The organism is Dyella soli (genome assembly GCF_054482295.1).
In genome coordinates this window covers 1,423,779-1,439,039 of sequence record NZ_JBTFFU010000001.1, presented here as the reverse complement: position 1 = coordinate 1,439,039, position 15,261 = coordinate 1,423,779, and the positions used below count along the sequence as shown (strand labels likewise).

Annotated in this window: 18 protein-coding genes; 11 read left to right on the top strand and 7 right to left on the bottom strand. The window is 66.3% G+C overall.

Annotated elements, in window-relative coordinates:
* Positions 1 to 120: 120 nt before the first annotated feature.
* A complete protein-coding gene (locus tag ACXU4B_RS06595) occupies positions 121 to 603 on the top strand; it encodes a glutathione peroxidase (protein WP_131408878.1) in 483 nt (160 codons plus the stop codon).
* On the opposite strand, the gene dacB is transcribed toward ACXU4B_RS06595, so the two are convergent.
* A complete protein-coding gene (gene dacB / locus ACXU4B_RS06590; RefSeq protein WP_131408876.1) occupies positions 591 to 2,192 on the bottom strand; it encodes a D-alanyl-D-alanine carboxypeptidase/D-alanyl-D-alanine endopeptidase in 1,602 nt (533 codons plus the stop codon). The genes ACXU4B_RS06595 and dacB overlap by 13 nt on opposite strands.
* 120 nt (positions 2,193 to 2,312) lie before the next feature.
* On the opposite strand from dacB, the gene ACXU4B_RS06585 reads away from it, so the two are divergent.
* Positions 2,313 to 2,795, top strand: a complete 483-nt coding sequence (locus ACXU4B_RS06585; RefSeq protein WP_131408874.1) for an FKBP-type peptidyl-prolyl cis-trans isomerase — start codon at positions 2,313 to 2,315, stop codon at positions 2,793 to 2,795.
* A gap of 54 nt (positions 2,796 to 2,849) precedes the next feature.
* Here ACXU4B_RS06585 and ACXU4B_RS06580 read toward each other — a convergent pair whose 3' ends face one another.
* Together ACXU4B_RS06580 and ACXU4B_RS06575 are read right to left on the bottom strand one after the other, a co-directional pair.
* A complete protein-coding gene (locus tag ACXU4B_RS06580) occupies positions 2,850 to 3,965 on the bottom strand; it encodes a phospholipase A (protein ID WP_131408872.1) in 1,116 nt (371 codons plus the stop codon).
* Between the two features lie 136 nt (positions 3,966 to 4,101).
* Complete coding sequence (locus ACXU4B_RS06575) at positions 4,102 to 4,527, bottom strand: hypothetical protein (RefSeq protein WP_458910850.1); 426 nt, start codon at positions 4,525 to 4,527, stop codon at positions 4,102 to 4,104.
* Positions 4,528 to 4,723: 196 nt separating this feature from the next.
* On the opposite strand from ACXU4B_RS06575, the gene ACXU4B_RS06570 reads away from it, so the two are divergent.
* The gene (locus ACXU4B_RS06570; protein ID WP_131408868.1) at positions 4,724 to 5,953 is read left to right on the top strand and encodes a winged helix-turn-helix domain-containing protein; all 1,230 of its coding nucleotides are present in this window, start codon (positions 4,724 to 4,726) and stop codon (positions 5,951 to 5,953) included.
* Here the strand turns inward: ACXU4B_RS06570 and ACXU4B_RS06565 are convergent.
* The gene (locus ACXU4B_RS06565) at positions 5,950 to 6,258 is read right to left on the bottom strand and encodes a hypothetical protein (RefSeq protein ID WP_458910849.1); all 309 of its coding nucleotides are present in this window, start codon (positions 6,256 to 6,258) and stop codon (positions 5,950 to 5,952) included. The two genes, ACXU4B_RS06570 and ACXU4B_RS06565, sit on opposite strands and share 4 nt — an antisense overlap.
* A 506-nt stretch (positions 6,259 to 6,764) precedes the next feature.
* Between ACXU4B_RS06565 and ACXU4B_RS06560 the strand changes: the two genes are divergently transcribed.
* The 6 genes from ACXU4B_RS06560 to ACXU4B_RS06535 all read left to right on the top strand — a co-directional run bounded on the left by ACXU4B_RS06560 (position 6,765) and on the right by ACXU4B_RS06535 (position 10,910).
* Positions 6,765 to 6,974 (top strand): cold-shock protein, encoded by a 210-nt coding sequence (locus ACXU4B_RS06560; RefSeq protein WP_114823570.1) that lies wholly within the window; start codon positions 6,765 to 6,767, stop codon positions 6,972 to 6,974.
* Positions 6,975 to 7,255: 281 nt separating this feature from the next.
* Entirely contained in the window at positions 7,256 to 7,465 is a 210-nt protein-coding gene (locus ACXU4B_RS06555) for a cold-shock protein (protein WP_131408866.1), read from the top strand.
* A 119-nt stretch (positions 7,466 to 7,584) separates the two neighbouring features.
* A complete protein-coding gene (locus ACXU4B_RS06550; RefSeq protein ID WP_131408864.1) occupies positions 7,585 to 8,466 on the top strand; it encodes an alpha/beta hydrolase family protein in 882 nt (293 codons plus the stop codon).
* A 66-nt stretch (positions 8,467 to 8,532) separates the two neighbouring features.
* Positions 8,533 to 9,591, top strand: coding sequence for an NADH:flavin oxidoreductase/NADH oxidase (locus ACXU4B_RS06545; RefSeq protein WP_131408862.1), 1,059 nt, complete (start codon positions 8,533 to 8,535; stop codon positions 9,589 to 9,591).
* Positions 9,592 to 9,624: 33 nt separating this feature from the next.
* Positions 9,625 to 10,497 (top strand): pirin family protein, encoded by an 873-nt coding sequence (locus tag ACXU4B_RS06540; protein WP_131408860.1) that lies wholly within the window; start codon positions 9,625 to 9,627, stop codon positions 10,495 to 10,497.
* 110 nt (positions 10,498 to 10,607) lie between these two features.
* On the top strand, positions 10,608 to 10,910 hold the full coding sequence (locus tag ACXU4B_RS06535; RefSeq protein ID WP_131408858.1) for a DUF962 domain-containing protein: 303 nt from the start codon (positions 10,608 to 10,610) through the stop codon (positions 10,908 to 10,910).
* Between the two features lie 12 nt (positions 10,911 to 10,922).
* On the opposite strand, the gene ACXU4B_RS06530 is transcribed toward ACXU4B_RS06535, so the two are convergent.
* Positions 10,923 to 11,312: a cytochrome c gene (locus tag ACXU4B_RS06530; protein WP_131408856.1), complete on the bottom strand. Its 390-nt coding sequence runs from the start codon at positions 11,310 to 11,312 to the stop codon at positions 10,923 to 10,925.
* A gap of 225 nt (positions 11,313 to 11,537) precedes the next feature.
* Here ACXU4B_RS06530 and ACXU4B_RS06525 point away from each other — a divergent pair, with 225 nt between their 5' ends.
* Positions 11,538 to 12,299 carry a tRNA threonylcarbamoyladenosine dehydratase gene (locus tag ACXU4B_RS06525; RefSeq protein ID WP_165583194.1) on the top strand — a complete coding sequence of 254 codons (762 nt, stop codon included), beginning with the start codon at positions 11,538 to 11,540 and terminating at the stop codon, positions 12,297 to 12,299.
* An 87-nt stretch (positions 12,300 to 12,386) separates the two neighbouring features.
* Here the strand turns inward: ACXU4B_RS06525 and phbB are convergent, their stop codons facing one another.
* Complete coding sequence (gene phbB, locus ACXU4B_RS06520) at positions 12,387 to 13,127, bottom strand: acetoacetyl-CoA reductase (protein ID WP_131408852.1); 741 nt, start codon at positions 13,125 to 13,127, stop codon at positions 12,387 to 12,389.
* A 157-nt stretch (positions 13,128 to 13,284) separates the two neighbouring features.
* Positions 13,285 to 14,145, bottom strand: a complete 861-nt coding sequence (gene gluQRS / locus ACXU4B_RS06515) for a tRNA glutamyl-Q(34) synthetase GluQRS (RefSeq protein ID WP_131408850.1) — start codon at positions 14,143 to 14,145, stop codon at positions 13,285 to 13,287.
* Between the two features lie 212 nt (positions 14,146 to 14,357).
* On the opposite strand from gluQRS, the gene htpX reads away from it, so the two are divergent.
* Positions 14,358 to 15,257 (top strand): protease HtpX, encoded by a 900-nt coding sequence (gene htpX / locus ACXU4B_RS06510; RefSeq protein ID WP_131408848.1) that lies wholly within the window; start codon positions 14,358 to 14,360, stop codon positions 15,255 to 15,257.
* Positions 15,258 to 15,261 lie beyond the last annotated feature (4 nt).

The following is a 15,261-nucleotide window of genomic DNA, read 5'->3' as shown; positions in this document are numbered from 1 at the left end:
CCGGCGAGGCCGGCCAGTGGCAAGCATAAGGCATCGGGGCGCCGGCGCAGAAAGGGGAACGGTCGCCTCCCGATGCCTCGCGGGACTAGACTTGGCCTCTCTCTCGACAGGACGCGCCCGATGACCTCCGTGTATGAATTTTCCGCTCGTGACATCGATGGCAACGAGCGCTCGCTCGCCGACTACCGGGGCAAGACCCTGCTGATCGTCAACGTTGCCTCCAAATGCGGCTTCACCCCGCAGTACACCGGGCTCGAGGCGCTGTGGCAGGCCGACCGTGACAAGGGCCTGGTCGTGCTGGGTTTCCCCTGTGACCAGTTTGGCCACCAGGAGCCGGGCGACGAGGCCGAAATCCGCAACTTCTGCTCGACCAGTTATGACGTGAGTTTCCCGCTGTTCTCCAAGATCGAGGTGAACGGCGACGGCGCACACCCGCTCTACAAATGGTTGAAGAGCGAAGGGAAGGGCATTCTCGGCAGCGAGTCGATCAAGTGGAACTTCACCAAGTTCCTGGTCGACCGGCAGGGTCAGGTGGTGAAGCGCTACGCCCCCACCGACACGCCCGAGAAGATCGGCAAGGACCTGCAGGCTCAGTTGGGATGAGCGGCCACGCTGGGTGATGCCGCGGCCTCGCCGCCGCGGCTGTGCGACCCGGCCAGCATCACCGCGATGGCGTCCACGTCATGGCTGGCGGCGGGCGAGCCGGGTGCCGGATCGTAGTTGTTGAGCATGATGGCGAACGCCAGCCGTTCGCCGTCGGCCGTGGTGACATAGCCGGCCAGGCAATGCACGAAGCCCATGCTGCCGGTCTTGGCGCGCACGTTGTTTTCGGCGGGCGTGTTGCGCATGCGCCATTGCAGCGTGCCATCGACGCCAGCGATGGGCAGTGCTTCCTGCACCGCGGCGGCATACGGCTGCGCGGCAAGATACGCCAGCAGCCGGACCATGGCATTGGGCGTGGCAAGGTTGCGCCGCGACAGGCCCGTGCCTTCTTCGATCAGGCTGGTGGCCGGCGCAATGCCGATCTGGTCGAGCAGCGCGCGCATGGCGCGGATGCCCCAGCGCTCGGTGGTGATGAAGCCGGTGTTGCCCTCGCGCTGTTCGGCGTCCGCCTGGGCGTGCACACCGGTCAGCAACAGCAGGTTCTGCAGGTAGAGGTTCTGCGAACGCTTGAGGCCGCGCTGGAGAATTTCCGCCACCGGGGGCGACAGCACTTCCGCCAGCGTGCGCGGCTGTCCTTCCAGTGCGGCATCCCGCTGTGGCCACTGCAGCGTGACCAGCTTGCCGTCGAGCTGGATGCCCTGGCGCGCCAACGCCTGCCGCAGCAGGCTGCCGGCGTAGAGGGCCGGCTCGGGCGTGGCGAGTTTGTAGCTTTGCGCCGGCGAATGCGCCGCGATGCTGCCGAACGCGTAAAGCACATGGTTCCCGGGCGCGCGGTAGAGATTGATGTCGTTGCGCGAGCGGGCCTCGCCGGTCACCACCTCGTTGATGGCGCCGGGCATCGCTTCCGCCGGTTCGAACACGACCGTGGCGCGCCGGCCGGCACTGGCGGCGGGCACCACGGTTACGTCCACCTGGTTTTCCCGCACGCTCAGCGCTGTCGCGGGCACGGCGAACCAGCTTTGCAGGTCGATGGCTTCCCAGCCGGTGCCCATCTGCGGTCCGGCGAAATAGGTGGCGTCGGCAATCAGGTCGCCATGCACGTGGCGCAGCCCTTGCGCTGCCAGCCTGGCCGCCAGCTGGTCGGGCCAGTTGGCGGTGGACGGGTCCGAACCCAGGGTCGGATCACCCATGCCAAACAGGATCAGCGGACCGTTGAGCTGTCCGTTGCGAATCTCACCCTTGGCGAGAACGCGGGTGGGGATCCGGTAGTCCGGCTGCAGCGCGCTCAGCACGGCCGCCGCGGTGAAAAGCTTGGCGGTGGAGGCGGGCTGCAGCAGCTGGTCGGCATGGTGGGCGTAGAGCGTGCGGCCGTTGTCCAGCGAGACCACCGCGATGCCCCAGTCGGCGCCGGCGAAGCGGGGCTGGGCAATCAGGCTGTCGATCTGCTCGGTCAGTGAAGGGCTGCGGACCGCGACAGGTGGCGCGGCCTGCTGGGCCAACGGGGCGCCACTGGCCAGCGACCAGACGCCCAGCCCGGCGCATAAAAACAGGGCCGTCCAGCGGTTAAACAGGCGTGCTTGCGTGACCATGGGCAGAGTATCCCCAATCCTGCCGCCCGGCGCCTAGCGGGCGCCCGCCGGGCCTGGTCTGGTAATCTTGCGCCTTCGTGCCCGCGCTCGCCGGCATCCCATTCCCCACTAGAGAACGTCATGCAGATCGCACAGAACTCCGTTGTCTCCTTCCACTACACGCTGACCGATGACCAGGGACAGGTGCTCGACAGTTCGCAGGGCCGCGAGCCGCTGGTGTATCTGCAGGGCGTCGGCCAGATCGTGCCGGGCCTGGAGAAGGCGATGGAAGGCCGTCAGGTCGGCGACCAGTTCAAGGTCGACGTGGCGCCGGAGGAAGGTTACGGCGTGCACCATCCGGAGCTGATGCAGGAAGTGCCGCGCGAAGCCTTCCAGGGCGTCGAGGACATCCAGCCGGGCATGCAGTTCCAGGGCCGCGGTCCGCAGGGCGTCATCAACGTCACCGTCACCAAGGTCGAGCACGACAAGGTGCACATCGACGGCAACCACCCGCTCGCTGGCCAGGCGCTGCACTTCGACGTCGAAGTGACCGATGTGCGTGCCGCCAGTGAGGAAGAGCTGGCCCATGGCCACGTTCACGGCGAAGGCGGCCATCACCACTGATGGCCCCGATGGCGCCGCCGTCCGCGCGGCGCCATCCCGCCCGCTTGGCCGGGCCTAGTACCAGTCGAGCAATGACAACCCGATGCCGAGATACGTGGCGTTGTGGTTGTAGTCGATCATGCTTTCGCCGTAGCCCTTGAACAGTTCCATGTAGCCGCGCAGGTTGCCGGCGACGGGGAAGGCCCAGGTGAACTGCGCGGCGCCATGGCTCTCGCTGCCGCCGCGCAGCGAATGACGCAGCATCAGGCCGAATTCCTGGCCATTCCACTCGTGGATGATCTGCATGTCGGCCCGGCCCATGTAATTGCTGATGTCCGGGTTGTTGTCGTCGCTGCGGCTCTCGGGAATGCGCCACCATGGGCGGAACATCACCGTCCAGTTGTCGCGCTCGAAGCCCGCGTAACCCATCACGCGGTTCCAGCTGCGCGACAGCGGATCGGAGCGGCCATTGGATTCGTGGTTGAGACCGATGCCGAACAGCCGTCCATCCCATCCGGCCAGCTCGTAGTTGGTGTTGAACATGAGCATGGCTTCGGGTTCGTAGTTGGTCTCGCGGAATGGCCGCGAGGTTTCCTTGTTGTAGACCTGCCAGCGCGAGGACTGGGTGTAGCCCGCCCACACGTCGCCGGCATCGCCGAATACACCCTGCCACACTTTCGTTTTCAGGCTGAGCTGGAATTTCGCCTCGATGTTGTCCAGGACCTGCGGCGTGGTCACCGAGTCGACCGGGTTGGGGCTTAGCGGCTGCTTGTTCTGGTTGCTGGTGGCGAACACCGGCATCAGCGTCACCGGCTTGTAGCCGCGCAGGTTGAAGGTGCCCAGCTTGCTTTCGGGCGTCAGTTCCCAGCGACTGTCGAGCAGCGAGAGCGGCTTCACTTCCGCTGCCGGCTGCGTTGCAGGGCTCGCCTGCGCGGTCGATGCCACCGGAGTCTCATGACCGAACACCGTGCCGCCGTGTTCCACGACGGGCTGCCCGGATGCCTCATTGCGCTTCTGCGCAGTAGGCAGGTTGTCGCGACCGGTGGCGCGGTCGTAACACGCCAGTCGCTGTGCATCGGTTTCGATGGCGGTGCACGCGCGGATATCCATCGGATCCGGATTCTGTGCGTGGGCCGTCATGAGGGGCAGGCTGGTGGCCAGCGCCAGGGCTGCCGTCGTGGTAAATCGCATCAATCGCTCCGTCCGTGCGCACGCTCGCCGCGCGCCGTGCCGGTCCACATCGCGGCGTTCCGGCACGGGGCATGCGTCATACATGACGACGCGGGCTGCCATGACGGCCAGCCCGCGTCGGGTGCTTTCATCTTACTCACTTGTTGCTGAGCCAACGTTCGTACTGCTGCTTGTTGATGCGGCCAGTGTGACCTTTGTCAACGAAGATGAAGTCGTTGGCCAGCAGCGGATAGGCGACTGCCTGATCTTCGGTGATGTACTTCGCACCACCGGACAGCTGTTCAAAACTCGGTGCCGGACCGGCCACCACCGGCGGCATGACCGAGTTGATCGTCACCTGGCCTTGCGTGGTATTGAGCTGCGCGCTCCCTCGCGTGTTGCCCGTCGCGGCGGGCGCCACGGGTTGGGCCGGTGGCATCGGCGCGGCCGGAGCCGCGGGAGCCGCAGGCGCCGCGGGGGCCGGCGGCGGTGGCGGCATGGGTTGGCTCTGGGCCAGCAGTGACCCGGCAAACATCATCGAGCCAGCGGTAAGTATCGCGAGAAGTGGTTGACGTGCTTTCATCATCGTTACTCCATGCCAGAATGCGTGGCTTGTGAACGGGTGCGCGGTATCGACGATGGCTGTAGTCGCGTCGAAGTCCTCCGCGCCGACTGCCACGCTACCAAAGACTGCTTAAATGCCGCCTCAATACCAGCATCGTGGGCGTGTGAAGTCATCGTTATCGTTGTCGGTGCCTTCATCTACGCCGGCAACGTCCATGGGCCTGGCGCAGGCGCAGCGCCTGCATCTGGCAGCGCAAGGGCTACTGCATGTACCGCAGGCACGTGCGCGGCAAGCCGACGTGGTCGACACGATTACGCGCATGCGTCTCCTGCAGATCGACAGCATTCATGTTGTCGCGCGCAGTCCTTACCTCGTGTTGCATTCGAGGCTTGGAAATTACCAGCCGCAGTGGCTTGACGATGCGCTGAGTGAGGGCCGTCTCGCCGAATGCTGGGCGCACGAAGCGTGCTTCGTGCCAGCGGCCGACTTGCCGTTGCACCAGGCGTGGCGCCGGCAGCGCTCGATGCATTGGGCGCACAAGCACGCCGAGCGCATGCATAGCGAACATCGCGAAGGCATGGACGGGTTGCTGGCCCGCATCCGCGAACATGGTGCAGCACGTGCAGCCGACTTCGAGGGCGAGCGCGGCGGTGCAGGTGGCTGGTGGTCGTGGAAGCCTGCAAAGCGCTGGCTGGAAGCGTGGTTCGCGCTGGGCGAGCTGATGGTCACCCGGCGCGAGCGGTTCCAGCGCGTGTATGACCTGGCCGATCGCGTACTCGCCAGGCTTGATCCGCCGCTCGATCGTGAACTGCTGCAACTCGACCACGCCGGCCTGCGTCGGCGCTTCATCCTCGATACCGTTCGCGCACTCGGTGTGACGCAGGCCCGCTGGATCGCCGACTACCATCGGCTGCGGCCCGCCGTGACGGACCGGGAACTCGCGCCACTGGTCGACGGCGGTGAACTGCTGCTGGTGCAGGTTGCCGACTGGAGCGTGCCGGCCTACGTGCATCGCGATCATGCGGAGCTGCTGGCACAGGCGACGCAGGGAAAACTCCGTGGCACGCATACCGCGTTGCTTTCACCGTTCGATCCGGTCGTATGGGATCGCGCACGGGCACGGGCCTTGTTCGGCTTCGAATACACCATCGAGTGCTATCTGCCGGCGCCGAAGCGACGCTACGGCTATTACGTGCTGCCGATCCTGCATCGCGGGCAACTGGTCGGTCGTCTCGACGCGAAGGCCCATCGCGGCGAAGGCGTGTTCGAGATCAAGGCACTGTTCCTCGAGCCGGAGGTGGAAGCCACGCCGCGGCTGCTGGCCGATCTTGCGGCGGCCATCCGCGCCTCCGCGCACTGGCACGGCACGCCGCAGGTTCGCCTCGGCCGGAGCCGGCCTGCCGGCGTGTCGGCCGCCTTGCGTGCGCTGCTGCGCGGCGCCTAGGGAGAGCCGGCGCCAGCAGGCGCCGCGCTGGGCTGCGTGCACGACTTTCCGTGCAGGGCCTGCCGGAGGCCAAGCGCCAGCGAGGTGCAGCGCGAACCCAGCTGTGGCCGCACCTCAGGATCGAGCGAATCGCGCAGCAGGTTGGTGCGCATTTCGTCGTAGTGGCCCTGGATCTGGTCGGGAGGCCAGATCGCAGCCGCCCGATGGCAGGCCACATAGCTGGCGAGATAATCGTCGCAGGCCGGAATGCCGGTCTTGTCGGGCAGCGCTGGCCCCGCCGGCCCCGCCGGCCGCGTGGCAGCCACAGGAGCCGCGCCCGTGGTTGTGTGGGCCGGTGGCGGGGCGGGGCGGGCCGTCGGTTTGCCGGCGCAGCCGGCGATGACCAAGGCTCCAGCCAGCAGGAGCGGTGCGAGGCGATAACAGCGCAACATCATGGTGTGCATCTCCTGCGCAAGAATGGCGTGTCCCAGGACCTTGCCGGCGGGTGGCGTGGCCGCGCATCCGTCATGAGATCCGATACTCCTGGCGACGAAGGAAGCGGATCAAATGCGAAGACCATGTGAAAATGAAATACTCCGGCCGTGCTTCAATTGTTCCATTCAGCTTCGGAAAATCAAATATTCGCGTTATGGGCGCGGTGCGGTTATGATAGGCCCACTGTGTTTGCCGGGGTCACCAGAGTTTTGTGACCCGATGCCGCTGATCTCGATCTAGCCTCATCGCCTCACCCCTAGGGTTTCCTAGCACACCAGTAAGTCGGCCTGCGCATGTCGCGCGGGCTGAGTCTGTTCAATCCTTAGGAGTGATTTATATGTCTGATCGTCAGATCGGTACCGTCAAGTGGTTCAACGATGCCAAGGGTTTCGGCTTCATCAGCCGCGACAATGGCCCGGATGTTTTCGTGCATTTCCGCGCGATCCAGGGTAACGGCTTCAAGAGCCTGCAGGAAGGCCAGAAGGTCAGCTTCAAGGTTGTGCAGGGCCAGAAGGGCCTGCAGGCCGACGAAGTGATGGCTGCCTAATAGCCGCTTTCAAGCGCTAGAAAAAAGCCAGGCAGTAATGCCTGGCTTTTTTTATTGCCCGAATTCCAAATGTCGTGGAAATGTGAAGACGATTAAGGTCATTCACTTGCATTAAAAAAATCCGTTATGCTGGATTCACTGTGGTTGCTCGGTCACGTGCGTGCCCGGTGCGCGACTCGCGAGAGTCCACATCGCTTCACCCCGATCCCTGCATGCCCAGTAAGCCGTCGGCCAAAGGGGGAGGCTGACTTGTCTCAGTATCGAGCAGATCGGAGTGAGTCATGTCGGATCGTGAAGTTGGCACAGTCAAATGGTTCAACGACGCCAAGGGCTTCGGCTTTATCAGTCGCGAAAGCGGCCCCGACGTCTTCGTGCATTTCAGGGCAATCAGCGGGGCAGGATTCCGCAGCCTGAAGGAAGGGCAGAAGGTGAGTTTCAAGGTCGTGCAGGGCCAGAAAGGCCTGCAGGCTGATGAAGTCGCCCCGGCCTGAGCATTAGGTCAATCCTCGGGAGAAAAAGGCCGGCGCAAGCCGGCCTTTTTCGTGGCGCGGACTTTTTCCTCGCGACCTTATTCGCTAGCCTGCGACGTTTCCCGTGGATACGCGCCCGAATGTCCGTTCCCGTTCCGAACGCATCCACCCTCCCGCCCGCCGAGGTACTTCCGGCGACGGGCGCCGACGGTGCCTCGGCCGAGGTGCTGCTGCAACTGCCCGCGGCTGCCGTCCGCCAGGTGGTTTACTGGCTGCCGGCGCTGGGCGTGTCGGCACGCCAGTACCAGCCATTGGCGCAGGCGCTGGCGCAGAGGGGCATCGCCACGGCCATCCATGAATGGCGTGGCATCGGTTCCAGCAACCGCCGCGCGAGCCGCCGCGTCGACTGGGGCTATCGCGAATTGCTGGCCCAGGACCTGCCCGTGGGCCTCGCGGCCTTGCGCAGGCGCCTGCCGCGCGAGCGCTACTGGCTGGGTGGGCACAGCCTCGGCAGCCAGATGGCGTCGCTCTATGCGGGACTGCAGCCACGGGATGCGGCCGGCCTGGTGGTGGTGGCCGGCGGCGCGCCGTACTGGCGACAATATCGCGCTGGCCGGCTGCTCTGGCTGGCCTACGCGGCGGCCCCCCTGCTGGCCTCGCTGGTGGGATACCTCCCCGGGCGAAAGATCGGTTTCGGCGGCAATGAGGCGCGCCGCCTCATCGCCGACTGGGCCCGCACCGGGCGCAGCGGCCGCTATGCCGCCGAGGGCATGGTGGAGGACCTCGAGCAGCGACTGCGGCAGATCGAGCTGCCCGTGCTGGCCCTGCGCATGCAGGACGACTGGCTGGGCCCCGCCGCGTCGCTGGCATGGCTGCTCGGCAAGCTGCCGCTCGGCCGGTGCGAAGAGCAAGTCATGACCTCCGCGGATTTCGCGGGTGCTGCGGCCGATCATTTTGGCTGGATGAAGAACCCCGGGCCGGTCGCCGAGCGCATGGCGCGATGGATGACGTCGGTGTCATGAGGCGGCGGCCTTGAACCGGGCGTCCGGCGCCGGCATCTGTGCCGGATCCCTTGACAGGCAGGTCCCATGAATCTTTTTGCACCACTGGCACAGCGCAGCCTCACCTTGCGCAACCGACTGGTGATCGCGCCGATGTGCCAGTACTCGGCCGTCGACGGCATGCCGGACGACTGGCACATGGTCCATCTGGGCAGCCGCGCGGTCGGCGGCGCCGCCGTGGTCATTGCCGAGGCGACGGCGGTATCGGCGGAAGGGCGCATTTCGCCGGGTGACGTGGGCTTGTGGAACGAGCAGCAACTCGCAGCATGGCAACCGATCACCCGCTTCATCACGGCGCACGGTGCCGTGGCAGGGGTGCAGCTGGCGCACGCGGGACGCAAGGCGAGTGCCATGCGTCCGTGGGACGGCGGCCATCCGCTGCCGGCCGGCGCTGGCGCCTGGCCGACGGTGGCGCCCTCGGCGCTGCCGTTCGACCAGCACTGGCCGGTGCCGCAGGCGCTGGATGAGCAGGCCATCAACGGGGTCGTGGCGGATTTTCGGGCTGCCGCGCAGCGCGCACTGGACGCCGGGTTCCAGCTGGTCGAGATCCATGCCGCGCACGGCTATCTGCTGCACCAGTTCCTGTCGCCGCTGAGCAATCGCCGCACCGACCGCTACGGCGGCAGCTTCGAGAATCGCACGCGCCTGTTGCGCGAAGTGATCGCGGCCGTTCGCGACGTGTGGCCGCAGGCGTTGCCGTTGTGGCTGCGCATCTCCGCCACCGACTGGGTCGACGGCGGCTGGGATATCGAGCAAAGCGTGCGGCTGGCGCACGAGCTCAAGGATCTGGGAGTCGACCTCGTCGATGCCTCCAGCGGCGGTGTCGTACCACACGCGAAGATTCCCCTGGCGCCGGGATACCAGGTGCCGTTTGCCGCGCGCATCCGCCGCGAGGCGCACATGGCCACCGGGGCCGTGGGTCTCATCACTGAATCGACACACGCGGCGCGGATCATCGAGGAAGGCGCGGCCGACGTGGTGCTGATCGCGCGCGAGAGCCTGCGCGATCCCTATTTTCCGCGCCGTGCGGCGCAGGAACTGGGCGTGGCGATCACGGCGCCGCTGCAGTATCAGCGCGCCTGGTGAACCCGTTCGATACCGTCACCCGAGGAGTCATGGATGGAACAGCAACCGATGTTGATCGAAGGCCGCGTGCACGACCTGGGCGATGGCTTCCAGGTGCGGCGCCTGCTGCCGGTACTGCAGGCGCGGCATGTCGGGCCGTTTGTATTCTTCGACTACATGGGGCCGGTGACGTTTCTCGACGGCAAGGGCATGGATGTGCGCCCGCACCCGCATATCGGCCTGGCCACAGTGACCTGGTTGTTCGAAGGCGTCATCCGCCACCGCGACAGCATCGGCAGCATGGCCGACATCCGTCCGGGTGAAGTGAACTGGATGACGGCTGGCCGCGGCATCGTGCATTCGGAACGCACGCCGCCCGAGGCACGCGCGGGCGGGCTGCGCGCGCACGGCATCCAGGTGTGGGTCGCGTTGCCGCAGAAAGTCGCCGAGGTGGAGCCGGAATTCCATCACCACGGCGCCGATGCCTTGCCGCGCATCGCCTTGCCCGGGGCCGCACTGGTACTGATTGCCGGCACCGCTTACGGCAAGGCATCGCCAGTCAAGGTGTTCGCGCCGATGTTCTTCATCGAGGCAACCCTGGAGGCGGGCGCCGAACTGGCGTGGCCGGACGAGCACGTGGAGCGCGGCGTCTGTGTGGTCGACGGCGAGGTGGAATGGGCTGGCGTGACGGTGCCGCCGATGCAGGCGGCCGTGCAGGCCGGCCCGACCGCACCGTCGCTGCGTGCGCGCACGGCCAGTCGCGTCATGCTGTTCGGTGGCGCGCCGCTGGATGGCGAGCGCCACCTGTGGTGGAACTTCGTGGCCAGCAGCCGCGAGCGGATCGAGCAGGCCAAGGCCGACTGGGCGGCCCAGCGCATGGGCAAGGTCATCGGCGACGAAGCGGAATACATCCCGCTGCCGGACTGACGCCAGCGCGCCTGCACGCAGGGGACGCCAGGCCCGCCGATGCTGCGTCCGCGCATGCGCCGACGTGCGAGGCGCATTACGCTGGCGCCATCTCAGCCAGGGTGACCTGCATGTCCGGCTACGCCAGCTTCCGCGAGTTCTACCCGTTCTATCTGAACGAACACAGCGACATCCGCTGCCGCCGCATGCATTTCGCGGGAAGCACCCTGGTGCTGGCGGTGATCGCGGTCGCCCTGGCCACGGGCAGCGCCGCGTGGCTGTGGCTGGCGCCCGTCGCGGGTTACGGCTTCGCCTGGATCGGGCACTACGTGTTCGAGAAGAACCGGCCCGCCACGTTCACCCACCCGCTGTACAGCCTGATGGGTGACTGGGTGATGTTTTGGCAGATCCTGCGCGGCAAGGTGCGCATCTAGCCCCGGCGCAGTTCAGCGATATTGCTGGTGGCAGGACTCGCAAACCTCGCCGATCGGCTTGATCACCGCCAGCAGTGCCTTGCAGTCGCCCGGTGCCGCCGCCAGTGCGGCCTGGGTCTTGTCGCGCAGCTTCGCCGCTTCGTCCAAGAACGGTTGATCGACACCCGGAAAGGCACCACCGATGTCGGCCGAGGTCTGCAGCAGCCGGGTGAGATGCTGCTGTGACTGGGCGGCGTCGCACCGCTGCGACTTGACGGCCGCGTTGAGCGCGCCGGCGTGATGGGCCATGACCGACATCACCGCGTGCGGAAACGGATTGCGCTCATGCAGCGCGTTCATCGCGAAGACGGTGCCGATGATGCCGATGAACAATCCGAGCACGATCATGAGGGCGAAGCGCATGCCAGGGCTTCCAGCAGTGGGGACGAGGGGGGCGCAAAGCATAACCTGCCTCGCGCCGGCGGGCTGCGTGGGCGGCCTGCTCGCGGTAAAATGGCGGGTGTTCAATGTCTTGGATCGGTTCCAGTGAAGCAATCAGAAGCTGCGGCAGGCCAGGGTGCCGGCCGGCAGGCGCACGAGCACACGGCTGCCACCGAGGTCGCGTTTCCCCGCGAGCGTTTTGCGGGCGTGGAGCGCCTGTATGGCGTGGGCAGCGTCGACATGCTCGCGCAGAGCCATGTCTGCGTGATCGGCATCGGCGGCGTGGGCTCGTGGGCTGCCGAGGCGCTGGCGCGCAGCGGCGTGGGCCAGCTGACCCTGATCGACGCCGACGAGGTATGCGTTTCCAATACCAACCGCCAGATGCATGCGCTGGACGGCGAGTTCGGCAAGTCCAAGGTCGCGGTGATGGCGCAGCGTCTGCGCGCGATCAATCCGGCGATCAAGCTCGATGCGATCGAGCGCTTCCTCACGCCGTCGACGCTGGACGAATTGCTCGATCGCGGCTATGACGTCGTGCTCGATGCCTGCGATGCGTTCCGCGTGAAGCTCGAAGCGATTGCCTGGTGCCGTCGTCGCAAGCTTCCCGTGGTCTCGGTAGGTTCGGCAGGTGGCCGCACCGACCCGACGCAGATCCGCGTGCGCGATCTCTCGCGCACCGAGCACGATGCGATGTTCAGCCTCATCCGCAAGAAACTCCGCCAGGATTTCGGCTTTCCGCGCAATCCGGACCGCTACTTCGGCGTGTCGGCCGTCTATTCGCTGCAGAACGTGCAATACCCGCAACCGGACGGCACGGTCTGCGGCACGCGGCCACCGGGCGTGGCGGGCGCCGAGGCGCTCAACCTCGCCTGCGGCGGAGGCCTTGGGGCGGCCACGCATGTCACCGGCGCGTTCGCGTTTGCGGCGGTGGGCAAGGTGATGGAGAAGCTGCTCAAGGGTGAGAAGTAAGCAACGAGCAGTGAGAAGCGGGAGAGAACTGGCAAGACCGCCGCTCTTCCCCCACTTCCCACTCCTCGTCACTCACTGCTGGCTTGGTCACCAGCCCATGTAGTGGCCGCCGTTGATGGACAGGTTGGCACCGGTGATCCAGGCAGCCTCTTCGCCGGTAAGAAACGCCACGGCATGTGCAATTTCCTCGGGTCGGCCGAGGCGGCCGACGGGAATTTGCGCGACGATCTTTTCGCGCACTTCTTCCGGCACGGCCATCACCATGTCGGTTCCCACGTAACCGGGGGACACCGTGTTGACGGTGATGCCGAACTTGGCGTTTTCCTGCGCGAGCGAAATGGTGAAGCCGTGCATGCCCGCCTTGGCCGCGGCGTAGTTGGCCTGGCCGTACTGGCCCTTCTGGCCGTTGATGGAGCTGATCTGCACGATGCGGCCCCACTTGTGCTTGCGCATGCTTTCGATCACCGGGCGGGTGACGTTGAAGCAGGCGTTGAGGTTGGTGTTCACCACCTCCATCCACTGCGGATAGGTCATCTTGTGGAAGGTGGTGTCGCGCGTGATGCCGGCGTTGTTGACGAGGATCTCCACCGGGCCCAGCGCGCTTTCGACGATGGCGGCCATCGATTCGCAGGAATCGGGGTCGCAGACGTCACCGGGAACCAGCATCACTTCGATGCCTTCCTGCGCCATCAGCGCCTTCACCGCCTCCGCCTTGGCCTGATCGCGATAATTGGTGGCGACCCGATGCCCCTGGCGGGCGAGATAGCGGATGATGGCCGTGCCGATGCCGCCGGTTCCGCCAGTGACCAATGCCGTGCGCTGCGTCATGCCTTGCCTCCGATAATGCTTGTGGTCCGTTCGACCCGGATCGTGCAGCCCGGGCGTCGCCATGTCTACCACGTGCAACATGGCAAAACGTCTACGGAAGGCACGCCGCCTGCCCCTGGGCGTGCGATCGGTCAGGGTCCGGGTTCTTTATAGCCGCTTATGCCACGGCGCGTTCGCTGCAATGCGGCAATCGTGCCGGCGAAAAATGCTCGCGTGCATGGGCCAGCAACGCCGCCGGCTCGCGGGCGTGGCGCAGCACCGGCAGGTCGAGGAAGGCGAGCGCCTCGCGCAGCGCTGGCAGGGGGTCGGTCGGATCGACCGGAAGCGCCTGTTCCGACTTGGACAGCTTGCGGCCCTGGCCGTCGAGCGCCAGCGGCAGATGGAGATAACCCGGCGTGGGCAGGCCCAGGCAGCGTTGCAGGTAAATCTGCCGCGGGGTCGAATCCAGCAGGTCATTACCCCGCACGACTTCGGTCACGCCCTGGAACGCGTCGTCCACCACGCAGGCCAGCTGGTAGGCGTAGAGGCCTTCCACGCGGCGTATCACGAAATCGCCCGCCGTCGTGCGCAGGTGCTGCCCTTGCGGTCCTTGCAGGGCGTCGTCAAAGCGGATCTCGATGTCCGGCACGCGCAGTCGCCAGGCCGGCGTGCGGTCCGGCATCGGCGGCGCCAGGCAATGGCCATCCAGATGCAGGCCGCCAGCGAGGTCGTTGCGGCTGCACCAGCAAGGAAACACCAGGTCGGCGGCCTTCAACTGTTCAAAGGCGGCGTCATAGGCATGCTGGCGGGTGGACTGGAACAGCGGCGGCGCGTCTGCCGACAGCCCGAAGGCGGGCAGGGCGGCGAGGATGCTCTCGGCAGAACCGGGCATTTCGCGCGGCGGGTCGATGTCTTCCACCCGCAGCAGCCACTCGCCATTCGCGTGGCGGGCGCACAACCAGCTCCCCACCGCGGCCATCAGGGAACCGAAATGCAGATGGCCGGTCGGAGAAGGGGCGAAGCGTCCGCGATAGCTCATCCGGCCATTTTACGGGCCGGACCGCTGCATGCGAGCGCATGCGACACGTGATGGCCCGGGTTGCCGCGCCGGGCTGACGCCTGGGTGAAGGCATCGCGTGCCGGGCGTGCTGCGGCGGCCGTCAGGCCTTGAAACAGCGAGGCTTCGCCACGATCCTTGCAAGGCGGTGTATGCCGCCATCATCGTTTTCTGTGACTGCCCGAGAGACAGCCATGCGCCGCATCGCCTTGTTCCTGCTGACCAATATCGCCGTCCTGTTCCTGCTGAGCATCGTCTGCCATCTGTTTGGCGTCGACCAGTGGGCCGCTGCCCGTGGCTATGGCGGCATGGGCGGCTTGCTGATTTATGCCGCGGTGTTCGGCATGGGCGGTGCCTTCATCTCGCTGGCCATGTCCAAGTGGATGGCCAAGATGTCCACCGGCGCCCGCGTGATCGAGCAGCCGCAGAACGAGGCCGAGCGCTGGCTGGTGGATACCGTCCGCCGGCACGCCCAGGCCGCCGGCATCGGCATGCCCGAGGTGGCGGTCTATGACGCCCCGGAAATGAACGCCTTTGCCACGGGCATGACCAAAAACAGCTCGCTGGTGGCGGTGAGCACCGGCCTGCTGCAGCAGATGGATCGCGAGCAGGTGTCCGCCGTGCTCGGCCATGAGATCGGCCACATCGCCAACGGCGACATGGTGACCCTCAGCCTGATCCAGGGCGTCGTGAACACGCTGGTGATCGTCGCTGCGCGCGTGGTCGGCCGCCTGGTCGACAGCTGGCTCTCCGGTGGCCGCGATCGCGACGGTGGCGGCGGCATCGGCTACTTCGTGTCGGTGATGGTGCTGCAGCTGGTGTTTGGCCTGTTCGCCTCGATGATCGTGATGGCCTTCTCGCGCTGGCGCGAATTCCGGGCCGATGCCGCGGGCGCCAGGTTCGCCGGTCGCGGCGCGATGATCTCGGCCCTGCAGCGCCTGCAGGTGCAGCACGGCGAGAGCACGCTTCCGCAGACCATCGCCGCGTTCGGCATCTCCGGCCACCTGGCTACCGGCTTCAAGCGCCTGTTCATGAGCCATCCGCCGCTGGAAGAGCGCATTGCCGCCCTCCAGAATGCCTCGGCCCACGCCTGAATTC

Excerpts from the sequence above, each read along its gene's own strand:
- phbB (WP_131408852.1), bottom strand. The coding sequence starts at position 13,127 with ATGACGCAGCGCACGGCATTGGTCACTGGCGGAACCGGCGGCATCGGC.
- ACXU4B_RS06570 (WP_131408868.1), top strand. The coding sequence starts at position 4,724 with ATGGGCCTGGCGCAGGCGCAGCGCCTGCATCTGGCAGCGCAAGGGCTA.
- ACXU4B_RS06540 (WP_131408860.1), top strand. The coding sequence starts at position 9,625 with ATGGAACAGCAACCGATGTTGATCGAAGGCCGCGTGCACGACCTGGGC.
- ACXU4B_RS06585 (WP_131408874.1), top strand. The coding sequence starts at position 2,313 with ATGCAGATCGCACAGAACTCCGTTGTCTCCTTCCACTACACGCTGACC.
- ACXU4B_RS06535 (WP_131408858.1), top strand. The coding sequence starts at position 10,608 with ATGTCCGGCTACGCCAGCTTCCGCGAGTTCTACCCGTTCTATCTGAAC.
- htpX (WP_131408848.1), top strand. The coding sequence starts at position 14,358 with ATGCGCCGCATCGCCTTGTTCCTGCTGACCAATATCGCCGTCCTGTTC.
- ACXU4B_RS06560 (WP_114823570.1), top strand. The coding sequence starts at position 6,765 with ATGTCTGATCGTCAGATCGGTACCGTCAAGTGGTTCAACGATGCCAAG.
- ACXU4B_RS06580 (WP_131408872.1), bottom strand. The coding sequence starts at position 3,965 with ATGCGATTTACCACGACGGCAGCCCTGGCGCTGGCCACCAGCCTGCCC.
- ACXU4B_RS06595 (WP_131408878.1), top strand. The coding sequence starts at position 121 with ATGACCTCCGTGTATGAATTTTCCGCTCGTGACATCGATGGCAACGAG.
- ACXU4B_RS06530 (WP_131408856.1), bottom strand. The coding sequence starts at position 11,312 with ATGCGCTTCGCCCTCATGATCGTGCTCGGATTGTTCATCGGCATCATC.
- ACXU4B_RS06575 (WP_458910850.1), bottom strand. The coding sequence starts at position 4,527 with ATGAAAGCACGTCAACCACTTCTCGCGATACTTACCGCTGGCTCGATG.
- ACXU4B_RS06545 (WP_131408862.1), top strand. The coding sequence starts at position 8,533 with ATGAATCTTTTTGCACCACTGGCACAGCGCAGCCTCACCTTGCGCAAC.
- gluQRS (WP_131408850.1), bottom strand. The coding sequence starts at position 14,145 with ATGAGCTATCGCGGACGCTTCGCCCCTTCTCCGACCGGCCATCTGCAT.
- ACXU4B_RS06550 (WP_131408864.1), top strand. The coding sequence starts at position 7,585 with ATGTCCGTTCCCGTTCCGAACGCATCCACCCTCCCGCCCGCCGAGGTA.
- ACXU4B_RS06555 (WP_131408866.1), top strand. The coding sequence starts at position 7,256 with ATGTCGGATCGTGAAGTTGGCACAGTCAAATGGTTCAACGACGCCAAG.
- dacB (WP_131408876.1), bottom strand. The coding sequence starts at position 2,192 with ATGGTCACGCAAGCACGCCTGTTTAACCGCTGGACGGCCCTGTTTTTA.